The following is a 13,306-nucleotide window of genomic DNA, read 5'->3' as shown; positions in this document are numbered from 1 at the left end:
TAGAATAGGGGATTATGTTCTTATGTGTCAAGATAATTCATTTTCCGTTATGCGCTGTGATCGTTTGACGGCATCCATGGGAGAGAGTCCCATCGGGAATCCGAAAACCTGTTAAATGAAAGAATTGCTGCTTTGCCATGAATACAAAGACTGATGATTTTATGTAATTTATCAAAGGTCTAAGACCGTGGGCATCGTATAGTTTATTGAAAGAAATGAGTCGGTTTTTTGAAGAAATATACAACACTTCGAATGGCAATTCTTGAGGCTGATCTTGGCGAAAGTCGTATAAGGCTGGACTTTTGTTCACCTACTTATCTACACCTGGCTGTATCACTGAGAATCAATGAATACCGTTTGTACTGGTGAATATGATTTCATCTATTTTCTATCCAACTCTTCCCTCACGGCCAGTCCCAGTTTCTCGATGACATAGGGCTTTCTCACGTATGCCCCCGCACCGAGGGCCTGCGCGGCATGCACCCGATCCGACTCCGAAAAACCGCTGACGATAATCGCCTTTTGTTTCGGGTGAATCTCAAGGACACTCCGGTGGGTGTCCAGTCCGTCCATGCCGGGGTCCATAATCATGTCAAGAACCATCAAGTCAGCTTGGTGCTCCTTTAAGTACGCTACTGCCTCTTCACCGCTGGAGACAGTTGTGACGTTGTAATTGAGCGTCTGAAGCATTTCGGCAGCCAGATCGCACTGACCCTTGACATCATCCACAATGAGAACGGATTCGCCATGTCCCATGTATTCAGAAATGGCTACAGCAACAGCTTCAGAGGAGATGTCTTCCCTTGTCACCGGAAAATAAAGGGTAAAGGTGCTTCCTTTTCCCTCTTCACTCTGAACGTTAATGTATCCATGATGATCCTTCACCGTACCCCAGACCACCGCCAATCCCAATCCCGTTCCGCTTCTCCCCATCACCTTCTTCGTGTAAAACGGCTCAAAGATGCGTTTCAGATCGGCTGCGGGTATGCCTTCACCCGTATCAGACACGGAAAGGACAACATAGTCCCCATCCCTTACCTCGTCATATCCCTGAAGTGGCTTGTCCAGATATTGATTGGCCGTTTTGATGGTCAGGACGCCGCCCTTCGTCATAGACTCGCTCGCATTGGAAACCAGATTGAATAATGTCTTAGCAAGATGTACAGAAGAACCGGAGATGTTCAACAGGTCCGGCTCAAGATCGGTCTTGATCCGAACGGAAGAATGATAGGAAGACAGATTCTCAAACTCCGGTAACTGCTGAAAATCAGAGATGATGCTATTCAGATTAAGTACGTTTTTGCTAGGCACTCCCCTTCTGGCAAGGGTCAGCAGGTCCTGCACAATCGCGGCAGCCCTCTCGCCTCCTTTCATAATGTTCACGAGACGGGGTCTTATCGGGCTTGACTCATCCACACTGTTAAGGATCAGTTCCGCATATCCAACGACAACGCCCAAGACATTGTTGAGATCATGAGCGACGCCGCCCGCCAGGGTCCCCAGGGCTTCCATCTTCTCCGCACGCTGCAGACGCTCTTGCAGGCTTCGCTTTTCCTCTTCCGCCTGCTTGCGCTCGGTGATGTCGCGGATGGACTCTATGGCACCGATGACATTACCCATGTTGTCATATAAAGGTCTGGCTTTCCCCGAGAGGACACGATTTTGATTGTTTAGAGGCACATCAGCCTCAGTAAAAAGAATATCTCCTTTTTTCTCGATAAACCGATATTTCTTCACAATCTCTTCATTCGTTTCAAATACTAGGTCAATCAGGATCGGCCTCCGAGTCCCATAAAACGGTAAGGAATATTCATAGTTCCCTTTTCCTAACATATATTCGGTTTTGACACCGGTCATCTCTTCAATGGCCCGGTTCCATGTGATGACTTTCCCCTCTCGATCGATAGCAAAGGTTGCATCAGGCAAAAAATCAATGATCTCAGACAGCCGTCGTTCCGATTCCCGGAGGGCTTCCTCCGCCCGCTTTTGATCCGTAACATCTTTGATTGTTCCCTGATAACCGATTACCTCCCCATTTTTATCCTTTTTGAGAACTGATGTAACAAGAGTATTGATGATACTGCCATCTTTTTTTCGTAAATTTACGGGAAAGTCCTGACAAAATCCTTGCTGCTCAATAATCTGTGTATGCCTGTGTCTATCCTGTTCATCTTGATATAAATCTGGTATCCTTACTTGTTGTAATTCGTCTCTGCTTTCATAACCCAAAAGCCACACAGCAGCATCATTAAAATCTATAAATCTGCCATCTTTGGAAGTAATAAAAACGCAATCTCTTGATGTCTCAAAAAAAGCACGAAACTTTTCTTCGCTTTCCCGTACCGTTTCCTTCGCCCTCACATTGAGTATGATGGTGAAGGCCGCACCGCCGAGCAGCACGAAAGCGATAACGCCCATTGTCGTGAGGAGATATTGGGGAGTCAATTTACCCACGACGTTCGACGCGGTAATTAAACGCAGCATGTGAAACGGTGTACCGCTAATAGGCGTTTTTACCCCTATCCATGATTGCTTCTCTCCATTCAGATCCTGAAATTCGAAAGGTTCACCAAGCGTGAGCGCGGCCATATTGGGCAAGCTGGAAATTTGCGAGGGAAAAGAAACTCCTACAGATTGGAAGGTCTTTCCCTCATTGGTGATGAGACTGCTGATATCGCTTGGAGATCCTCCTTCACCGAGGATGTTTTTATAGAGGGTTTGCGGTTGAATCCAGGCAATGATTTGACCGGTATAGTGGTTTTTAAAGAAGTAAGAAAGAGAAGCTACAATTTCTCTCCCACCATCAATGGAGAGGATCGCCCCGTCCCGGTACTTCGGGACAAGAAGTTCCTTCAATCCCTCGCGCATCACTTTATGACCAGTCGTGGTTAATGTATCCACAAGTATCGTGCCGTTCCTTTCGATCAGCATAATCCTCGAATAGACGGCATCGCTACCGAGTTTCTTTCGATTCACGAGATACTGGAAGCGCTCCCGAATGGGAAGCAGACTATATTTGAGCCCATATTCCATACTCATGCCAAGGGCTTTATTTTCGAAGAACACGGATATCTCGCGGCTGAGGGCCAGATTGATGAGGTCATCCTTTCGGTCGGCAAAGAAAAAGCCGACCGAGGCAACCCTTTTTTCTGTTTCCACCTTCATGTTTTTGAGGTTAGTTCCGCGGAGATCGACGGCAAAACGGTAGTTCATGAATAAAAGAAAGAAGACAAAGGCAACAGCCGCCACAATTACACAAAGAATCAACAGATTACGGTAAAATGCTGGAATCAGGTTTGACGTTGTTTTTTTCATTCCGGTAACTCTCATTTATTTCTTCTAAAAAATTCTGAATCATAGTCAAATACGTAGGGATAATATTTCTTCACGATGCGTTCATAGGTTCCATCCTTTTTTATCTTTCGTATGAATCTGTTAAATGCCTCCCGAAGCTTCGGCGAATCCTTGGAAAAGGCCGCTGCCATGTCTTGTTTCTCACTCACCGGGCCGATGACTTTGATTTTCCCGGGCCATTTTTGGAGGGCAACCAGGGCGTCAGGGAGATCAAGGAGCGTCAGATCCGCCTCGCCTTTGATCACGGCTGGGGCAATGTCATTCAGAGAACCAGGGAAAAGCTTGATCTTGTCCGTAATTTTTTCGAGGCCATAGAGGGAGGGTTCAAGGCAGGTCCCTGCTTTGCCGAGCAGGGGCTGACCGGCGATGATTTTTTTTACCGCTTCGATGTCCTTTTCTATATTTCCGCTAGACTTAATGGGCTGTACCGAGGAGTCAGCTCGGGCTACTAACCATACAAGGTTGGGGAAGGTTGGGACGGAGAAATCTACAGCCTTTTTTCTCCAAGGAAGAACGGTAAGACCGTTCGCGGCCACGTCGCCCTTGATCGGTACCTGAGCAACCATTTCGATGTCGTCGCCCTTTGGTTTTACTTTTTTCCCGGTCAAGTCACCAAAGATATCGCCCCAGTCCGTCTTGACATACTCATACCGGACCCCCAGATATTTTGCAAAAAGGGTCATAAGCTCAATGTCCATGCCATCGCCGGCCCCGGTAACGAAGTTAGCATAGGGAATGCCTAAATGGCGGAGGACACCCTTCTTTTTTACGTCCTTCAGATCTGCCGCCATGAGGACTCCAGAAATGAAGGCCGTTGTCACAACTATCGTGAGAATAAAAACTAACTTTTTTACATAATCCTTATTCAAAATCCTTTCCATGAAGATATCTCCTTTTTCTGAGTCGTATAGACCGGTTTCTCCCGATACTACAGGTTGAGGTTTGTTTTCTCCGTTGATATTTACATCATCCATATCACAATTACGGATGAAAAGAACATCATTGATTGCCTTTCGAAGTCCTGCATTTTTACCGAGGTTGATGATTTGTGGATAACAGGAAGACATCCACTTTCCCCTTGGATGAAAAAATAAACATTAAGGAATCGAATGTTTCCAATGGTATTCAATAAACTGACCCGATCATCATTTTGTTACGTATAGGCATTTGAAGCCTGCAAGGCTGCGATAAAGGTAGATCTAACGACTACGGAAGTGCGCATGAACCGGATGAACCCTAAATATAAACGTTCACTCATAAAGCCAGCAGCGTACTTTATGCCCGAATGATTTTTCTTTTAATTGCGGTTCCGCTTCCCTGCAAATTTCCATTGTATGGGAACACCTATCCTGAAAACTGCATCCTTTGGGTAGATCGTACAAACTCGGAACGACACCAGGTATTACTTTCAGGTATTCACCCTGCCCGGAAATGCCGTCTATCTTTGGGATTGATTCCATGAGGCCGACCGTATAGGGATGCAGAGGTGTGGAGAAGAGGTTGCTTGCTGAAGTATATTCAACAATCTTACCGGTATACATAACGGCCACAAACTGGGCTGCTTCAGCAATCACACCGAGATCATGGGTAATCAAAATAACCGACGTACCGACATTTTCTTTCAATCTATTTATTAGGTCAATAATCTGCGCCTGTATTGTTACATCAAGGGCAGTTGTCGGCTCATCTGCAAGCATAAGCCTTGGGCTGCAGCACAGGGCCATTGCAATCATTATCCTCTGGCGCATTCCGCCGCTCATCTGGTGGGGATAATTCCTGACAATTCTTTCCGGCGAGGGCATTCCTACAAGCCGCAGCGCTTCTATGGCGCGGTTCATGGCTTCTTTCCTGCCAAGCCCCTGATGCAATCTGATACTTTCGGTAATCTGATCGCCAATCCGCAAAACAGGGTTCAATGAAGTCATGGGCTCCTGAAAGACCATGGATATATCCTTGCCCCGTATACTGCGCATCTTTTCGGTATCAAGATTGAGGAGATCAATTCCTTCAAAAAAGACATTACCGGAAACGATCCTCCCTGGCGGACTTGGTATCAATCGCATAATCGAAAGAGCAAGCACCGTTTTACCGCAACCGGACTCACCTACAACACCAAGTGTATCTCCTTTATCGACAGCAAGGTCCACATCATCGACAGCCTTTATGATGCCGTACTCTGTTTCGAAATGGGTGCTGAGATTGTTAATTTTGAGAAGTATCCCCATACGGCTTTAATTATTGGCCTCTTTCTGCCAATCTTTGAGGAACTGAACCAGCAAGCGGACACCTACACCCGATGCCCCTTTGGGGATATAGGGTTTATTCTCTGTCAGCCATGCGGGACCGGCAATATCTAAATGCACCCAGGGGTAATTGCCTACGAATTTGCTGAGGAACGCGGCAGCTGTGATAGCGCCGCCCGGCCTTCCACCGGTATTTTTATAGTCCGCAACATCACTCTTTATCAACTCATGATACTCTTCCCATAGAGGGAGTTCCCAGACTTTCTCACCAGTCACATCTGCCGCATCTTTTATTTTCTGTTTCAGTTTGTCGTCTGTTCCCATCATTCCTGTTACATGATTGCCAAGGGCAACGATACATGCACCCGTCAATGTAGCCAGGTCGACAATAACTGCCGGTTTATACCTCCCGGCATAGGTAAGTGCATCAGCCATAATTAACCGGCCTTCCGCATCCGTATTTACGACCTCAATGGTTTGACCGGAAAGCGATTTCAGGATATCGCCAGGCTTGCATGCCTTTCCGCCCGAAAGATTTTCTGTTGCCGGTATCAGGCCAATAACATTCACCTTCAACTTCAGATCGGATGCCGCCATAATTGCTCCCATCACCGCAGCACCGCCGGCCATGTCGGATTTCATCTCATCCATCTTGTCGGGCGGTTTTATGCAAATACCGCCGCTGTCGAATGTCAGCCCCTTACCGACTAAAGCGATAACCGGGGCTGTCTTTTTTCCACCAAGGTATTCCAGGATAATAAACCTGGCAGGTTCATCGCTTCCTTTCGCAACACCAGCAAGGGCATTCATGCCGATTTTCTTTATCTTTGCCTCGTCAAAGATTGTTAATTTCACGTTCTTTCTCAACGAAACTTTACGTGCTTCGTTTGCCATATCTGTCGGGGTCATCATGTTTCCCGGATGTGAAACCATATCTCTCGTAAAATACACGGCGTTTGAGATAATTTCCGCTTCTTTTGCCACGGATAGTATACTTTTATATGTCTCATCTTTCTCTTCTACGAGTATGAATTCTTTTATTTCCGTGATTTTATCCCTGTCCACAGTCTTGAAAGGCGTAAATTGATAAAGGCCGAGAAACACACCCTCCACAACGGCCTGTATGATCTGATCGAGAGGCTTATCGGTATAAATGAAATCCAGAGATGTCGAAAATTCTTTCAATTTCAATGATCTTACGTGTCGTGCCGCTGTCGCACAGGCGCATCTCATTTTGTCCATTGTGAAATCCGCTTTTTTCCCCATACCCACTAAAACAATCCGTTTTGCCGGTATGTCTCCTTTTGTATATACTACCGATACCTGGAGGTGCTTACCTTCAAAATCATTCCTGTCTATTATTTCTTTTATGAGCCCACCGCTCTGTTTATCAAGAAGTGCTGACGTTCCCTGAAGCTCCTTTGCGTCTTCATAGAGTGGCACAACGACGGCCTCAGATTTGAACTTCGTAATGTTCCCTTTCTTAACAAGAATTTTCATTTTACCTCCTGATTATGCAATATGACTCACTCATAGTGAGATTTTCTCAATGGGAAGAGTGTTGATTTAATCGTATGTATTCAATGTCGTTGACTTAAGAATATTATCTCTTTCAAGTCCCCCTTTGTAAAGGGGGATTCAGGGGGATTTTAATTGCCTTCCGTAAAATCTCCCCCAACCCCTCTTTAGAAAAGAGGGGGGTCAAAGTGCTTAAGTCAACGACATTGATTATGTATTTGTGTGAGTTCCCATTATACGGGAAGCAATGGCCCGTGCGGCTAATACGCCACATGCAGATGCCTGCAATAAGCCTCTTGTAATGCCGGCTCCATCACCGATGGCAAAAAGATTCTTCACTTTTGTTTCCATTTCCCGTGATACTTCTATGCGGTTCGAATAAAATTTAACTTCGACTCCATAAAGGAGGGTGTGCCGGGAATAAACTCCGGGCGCAAGTTTATCCAGAGCCTGAAGCATCTCGATTATACTCTGCAAGTGACGATACGGAAACACAAAACTGAGATCGCCCGGTGTAGCTTTCAAGAGTGTCGGTCTTGTCAGGCAATGGTCAATGCGATCTTTCGTGGATCTCCTGCCGGCAAGTAAATCCCCTAATCTCTGAACAATCGCACCGCCACCCAAAAGGTTGGCAAGTCTCGCTATGTAGCGACCGTATGCGATGGGATCGCGGAAAGGTTCGGTAAATGTATTGCTTACGAGAATTGCAAAGTTGGTGTTATCACTTTTTCGTTTGGCATAACTATGGCCATTTACTGTGGTTATGCCTTCACTTTCTTCAATGACTACTTCTCCGTAAGGATTCATGCAAAAGGTGCGAACCTTATCATCAAATGTTTTTGAATAATAAATTAGCTTTGGTTCGTAGGTAATATCCGTTATTTTTTTGAGGATAGTTGCAGGCAATTCCACGCGGACGCCGATGTCTACCGGGCTCGACGTTGTTCTCAGTTCGAGCGATTCCGCTTCCCCCTTCATCCAATTGGCCCCTACCCTTCCCGGCGCGGCAACAACGTATTTGCTCTTTATGATCTGACCGTCCGCAAGCTTCACACCGTTGATTTGCCCATTTTCTTCAATCAATGATTGAACCTGGCAGCATGTTTTGACTTCAACTTTACCGTCAAGAGCCTTTCTCATGTTACTTAAAACTCGCTGACAGTTTTCTGTACCAATATGGCGAATAACTGTCGGAATAAATGCGAGCCCTGCAAGACTGGCCTGATCGGCAATTTCTTCAACCGACGCTGCTGAGTCTCCGAATATGCGGTCCGGCGCTCCGTATTTGACGAAGATTTCATCTGTGCTCTTCAGGAGATGTGTGAGGTCGTTTTTATCGAGAAATTCTGAAAGATAGCCGCCTACTTCATTTGAAATATTGAGCTTTCCGTCACTGTAAGCTCCGGCGCCTCCCCACCCGCAGAGGACGTCTCTTGCGTCGCGTCTTGAACGTTTCTCAAGTTCATTGCCCTGATCGAAGAGGATTACCCCTTCGATGCCGTTTTCCGCAAGGGTCAGTGCCGTAAATATCCCCGCCGGTCCACACCCTATGATGATTACATTGTAGTCCATGTGTTTAAAATCCCACCTGTTCTTTCATTATTATTTTGATTTACAATCTCATACTTTCCGTCTTAAATCAAGCTCCCTGCGTTAGGCTATAATCACTTCGCGACAAATCAGACTTTCGCGAGATTAAGAAATGATGTATATATCTCTCTCTATGTTGTGAATTAAAAATAAACATCCGGATAATTGTGATAGCGATGAAGAAACGTATAATCGTCACGGGACGTATCCCCGAAGAAGTTATGACTATCCTTGCAAATAACTATCAGGTGGAAGCAAATGCCGAAGACAAGCCCTTTCAAAGACAAAAGCTTCTCCAGGGTATCAAAAATAGTGATGGTCTTATTTCAATGATAACGGACACTATCAATGAGGAAGTCCTTGACAAGGCAGCTTCTTTAAAAATGATTGCCCACTTCGGCGTTGGTTACAATAATATCGACGTTAAAGCCGCCACCGCCCGCGGGATACTTGTTTCCAATACGCCCGGCGTACTGACGGACGCCACCGCGGAACTGGCATTTGCGTTGATCTTGTCCATTTCCAGGAGATTAGTGGAATGTGATAAGATTACAAGAGAGGGGCGCTTCCGGTATTGGGCGCCCATGCTCTTTCTGGGTCGTGACGTTACGGGGAAAACCCTGGGGATTATCGGCCTCGGAGAAATCGGAAAGGCCGTTGCGCGAAGGGCGAAAGGATTTGACATGCGGATCATTTATCACAACCGCAGCAGAATCGATATATCGGAAGAAAAAGAACTCAATGCGGAATATGTCAGTCTGAAGACATTACTTATGGAAGCGGACTTTGTATCCCTTCACGTTCCACTTACGGAACACACAAAACATCTTATCGGTGCGGATGAACTTTCCCGTATGAAGCCTACAGCTTACCTGATTAATACGTCGCGTGGTCCCGTGGTCGATGAACAGGCTTTGCTTGAGGCTCTCCGAAACAGAAAAATAGGCGGCGCCGGTCTGGATGTCTACGAAAATGAACCTGCCCTGACTCCCGGCTTAACGGAACTTGATAATGTTATTCTGCTCCCGCATGTAGGAAGCGGCACACTGGAAACCCGTATACGAATGGCCACTATGGCATCTGAAAATCTCATCGCCGGGCTGAGCGGTCATGTGCCTCCAAACCTCGTCAATCCCGAGGTGCTGCCGAAAAGACGTTTATAGATGATGGCACAATGAAAAAAGAAGGGACAGTGTGATCTGTCCCTTCTTGAAATCTCTAAATCCTGTTATTAAAACCTGTTTTTTTATACCATTACTCTTATGCTGCACTTTCTGCTATTTTACCGCTCTTCTTCAATTCCTGCCATTTTCTAAACGCTACCCATATCACTCCGATGGACAGAATGATCATCAATGCGGCAAATGCAGCCAGCGCGTAGTTTTGCTTGGGAAGATATTTTTCAATGAGCAGAATAAACAGAGAATATATGGTTGTCACCATCATAAATATCGCCGGCACTACGGTGAACAACGCATTGACTCCTCTGTTTACGAGCCATACGGACACGGCAATCAGTGCCAGGGAGGCAAGCAATTGATTCGCGGAACCAAAGGCTGGCCAAATGACCAAGAACGCATTGTTGTAAGCCAGAAGGTACATAAAGACCACACAGAGCGCAGCGTTAAAGAGATAGCTTTTCATTACCTTCGGAACATCCTTGAATATCACCTGCCAGAGCTCTTCGAATAAATATCTGTTGAGCCTGACTGCCGTATCGAGTGTTGTCACCACAAAACCCTCCACAAGGAGGATTCCGAACACCGTCCCGTACACAGGCGGTACCCCGAATGCCTTATCAAACAAGCCGCCTGCTCCGGCGGCAAATGCCAGAATGGGGTTTGATCTTGCCCCTGCGACGGTCGGAAATACAATATTCGCGTAGTCAGAAAACGCGATACCGCATCCTACCGCGACGAGGACGCCGATGGCAAGCAAACCCTCTAACAGCATCCCGCCGTAGGCAATCTTTTTAATATCCGATTCTTTTGAAACCTGTTTTGAAGACGTCCCGCCGGCAACCAGACAATGGAACCCTGAAATGGCGCCGCACGCGACGGTGATAAATAAAAACGGCCAGATGGGACCCATCTTGGCTGTTCCTCCGGCGACATTGAACGCCGGGGCTGAAAAGGTAACACCTTTAAAGCCGGCCACGATGGCGGCAATAAACAATGCAAGAATACCGCTATAGAGCAAAAAGGAATTTGTGAAATCCCGCGGCTGCAGGATAATCCAGACGGGGATTCCCGCGGCAAGGAATGTATAGAAACAGAGGATGATCATCCACGTATTGGGGCTAAACTGAACCGGATACTCCATGCCGATGACAACTGATACGAAGCACACAACGATGGCGATACCGGAGGCGAGATACACATTGATCCCCTTTTTATACACCAGGTAGCCGATGAAAGGGGCACAACAGGTGATAACGATGACGGACGTGGAGGCGATACCGCCTATCACGGCCTTCTCTACCCCCCCTACCATTATTGTCCTCACCACCGTCTGGGAGGGATCCAACTTCAGTACGTCCAATGACAGCAACGAAGTCAGCGCCGTTGCCGTCAAGCCAAGAAATGCCGAGGTGACAAGCAAGAGCACGAGGATGGTAAAACTTATAAAGAGAAAAAATCCTGTGTTTCCCAAGGTCGATTTTGCTATCTCCGCAACGGACTTGCCCTTTTCCCTAACGCTCGCAAAGAGCGCCGTCATGTCATGTACCGCACCGATAAAGATGCTCCCCAACACAGCCCACAGCCATACGGGGATAAATCCGAACATCATCGCGACCGTGGGGCCGATGATGGGTCCGCCGCCGGCAATACTCGCGAAATGATGCCCGAACAAGACAATCGGTTTCGTTGGCACATAGTCTATATCATCCTTCATTGTAACCGCCGGCGTGGGGTTGGCATCATTTTCTTTAAATATTTTTGCAATATACCTTCCGTAAAACCGGTAACCTAAATAGAATAAAACAGCTGCTATTATAGGAAGTAATGCTGCATTCATATCGTTCTCCTTATATTACTCATTTAACCAAACCTTATCGCTAAATCTCCAATTTTCCGTGTGCCTACTCACCACCGTCAAATTTATCGAAATATCACATCCCTCCTTTACAGATTCGGCATTTTTGACAGGTAATTCCTGTTTTTTTTAAACCCGCTTCCCTACTCTACCCACGGATAACGGACATGCTCCGTCGAACAATCGTTTATAATATACAATATTTTTTTATATTCAAGCGATATTTGATTTTTTTCGGTAAGGTTCAGCCAATTATTATTTCATCAAGAGACCGCTTCGGCACATGATGAACTCCTTCACTGTCCCGCCAGTATTGTATATCACCTTTGGCGCCAACCGGTTCGATGACGACTTTTTCTTTCGGTTTTCCGATTGCTATGACCAGGAGAATTTCACATTGTTCAGGTATAGTAAGAACTCTTTGCAGCTCAGTCCTCTTCACAGAGTTTATCATACACCCTCCCAGACCCTTTTCCGTAGCGCCAAGAAGAATACTTTGAGCAGCGATGCCGTGATCGCACCCGAATGTCGGGCTGATGGTTCTATCGCCAAGGATGATAACATACGCAGATGGTCTTTCCCCCTCCTCAGGACCCGGCCATTCTTTTAAATACCCTGCCCATGCAATATTTGAAAATATCAGAGAGTTTTTTTGAGAATCGCAGGAAAGAATATACTTTAACGGTTGCAGGTTTGCCCCCGACGCAGAGAGTCTCGCACAATCAACAAGCTCTCTCAACGTTTCAATATCTATTGAGTAGTTCTCATAAAATCTCCTGCAGCTCCTGTTCTTCACAATCAATTCTTTCACCATTGCATGCCTCCTCAATCCTCAACATATTGTGCCATTTGCAATTGCTCAATCGATACAAAATATTTTTTTATTGGATACTATTTCAACTATACGGTACGATTCAGGCTTGGAAGATATCCAATAAATCATATAAAAACATCTGATAATTTGCAAGATCAAGGTAAGCAGGATGTTTGATCTTACGATTCAGCGGAGTGTAACCTATAAAGGAGAATCAATGAAATCGGTAAAGGAGTGGACAGATCGGAGATACGAATGGAAAAAATAACAGAGCGGAGAAGTTTTACAATCGGAGAAGAAGCCACACTGACAAAATTGATCAGTGATGAAGATATTATAACGTTTGCTCGTATATCCGGCGATGAAAATCCTGTTCACTTAAACGAAGAATACTCAAAGAGTACCTTGTTCGGAGGTCGAATTGCCCCAGGTATGCTTGTCGCCGGCTTAATATCATCATTGTTGGGAACCGTTCTGCCAGGCCCTGGTTCAATTTATTTAAGCCAGCAATTACGTTTTCTTGCTCCCGTCAGGCCCGGTGATCAGGTAAAAGCCCGTGCCAAAGTAACGGATTGGGATCCGGATAAAGGATTGGTGAAGCTCCTCACTGAGGTCATAAATCAGGATAACGTCACGGTTATAACAGGCACGGCTCATCTCGTCATGCCTTCATGCGTAAAGAGACAGGAGTAAATATTTCTGAATATTCACATCATCTTTTGTTTACAACGATGTAGTTATTCTGTATCTT

Annotated in this window: 9 protein-coding genes; 2 read left to right on the top strand and 7 right to left on the bottom strand. The window is 45.9% G+C overall.

Features of this window, described 5'->3' with window-relative positions; genetic code table 11:
• Nucleotides 1-381: 381 nt before the first annotated feature.
• The 5 genes from NTW12_09055 to NTW12_09035 all read right to left on the bottom strand — a co-directional run bounded on the left by NTW12_09055 (nt 382) and on the right by NTW12_09035 (nt 8,687).
• Complete coding sequence (locus tag NTW12_09055; GenBank protein MCX5846489.1) at nt 382-3,315, bottom strand: PAS domain S-box protein; 2,934 nt, start codon at nt 3,313-3,315, stop codon at nt 382-384.
• Nucleotides 3,316-3,326: 11 nt separating this feature from the next.
• A complete protein-coding gene (locus NTW12_09050; protein MCX5846488.1) occupies nt 3,327-4,421 on the bottom strand; it encodes a transporter substrate-binding domain-containing protein in 1,095 nt (364 codons plus the stop codon).
• Nucleotides 4,422-4,604: 183 nt separating this feature from the next.
• Nucleotides 4,605-5,579 (bottom strand): ABC transporter ATP-binding protein, encoded by a 975-nt coding sequence (locus NTW12_09045; GenBank protein ID MCX5846487.1) that lies wholly within the window; start codon nt 5,577-5,579, stop codon nt 4,605-4,607.
• Nucleotides 5,580-5,585: 6 nt separating this feature from the next.
• Nucleotides 5,586-7,097, bottom strand: a complete 1,512-nt coding sequence (locus NTW12_09040; GenBank protein ID MCX5846486.1) for a leucyl aminopeptidase — start codon at nt 7,095-7,097, stop codon at nt 5,586-5,588.
• Between the two features lie 228 nt (nt 7,098-7,325).
• A complete protein-coding gene (locus NTW12_09035; protein ID MCX5846485.1) occupies nt 7,326-8,687 on the bottom strand; it encodes an FAD-dependent oxidoreductase in 1,362 nt (453 codons plus the stop codon).
• A gap of 194 nt (nt 8,688-8,881) precedes the next feature.
• Between NTW12_09035 and NTW12_09030 the strand changes: the two genes are divergently transcribed.
• Nucleotides 8,882-9,868 carry a D-glycerate dehydrogenase gene (locus NTW12_09030; GenBank protein MCX5846484.1) on the top strand — a complete coding sequence of 329 codons (987 nt, stop codon included), beginning with the start codon at nt 8,882-8,884 and terminating at the stop codon, nt 9,866-9,868.
• Nucleotides 9,869-9,965: 97 nt separating this feature from the next.
• On the opposite strand, the gene NTW12_09025 is transcribed toward NTW12_09030, so the two are convergent.
• Nucleotides 9,966-11,723 carry a carbon starvation protein A gene (locus NTW12_09025; GenBank protein ID MCX5846483.1) on the bottom strand — a complete coding sequence of 586 codons (1,758 nt, stop codon included), beginning with the start codon at nt 11,721-11,723 and terminating at the stop codon, nt 9,966-9,968.
• Nucleotides 11,724-11,985: 262 nt separating this feature from the next.
• The gene (locus tag NTW12_09020; protein ID MCX5846482.1) at nt 11,986-12,555 is read right to left on the bottom strand and encodes a nitroreductase family protein; all 570 of its coding nucleotides are present in this window, start codon (nt 12,553-12,555) and stop codon (nt 11,986-11,988) included.
• Nucleotides 12,556-12,810: 255 nt separating this feature from the next.
• Between NTW12_09020 and NTW12_09015 the strand changes: the two genes are divergently transcribed.
• Entirely contained in the window at nt 12,811-13,248 is a 438-nt protein-coding gene (locus NTW12_09015) for a MaoC family dehydratase (protein ID MCX5846481.1), read from the top strand.
• Nucleotides 13,249-13,306: the final 58 nt, after the last annotated feature.

The sequence above is a fragment of the Deltaproteobacteria bacterium genome (assembly GCA_026388545.1).
GTDB lineage: Bacteria > Desulfobacterota > Syntrophia > Syntrophales > UBA2185 > JAPLJS01.
The sequence above is the reverse complement of the archived record's forward strand: the minus strand, read 5'-3'. Positions and strand labels throughout refer to the sequence as shown.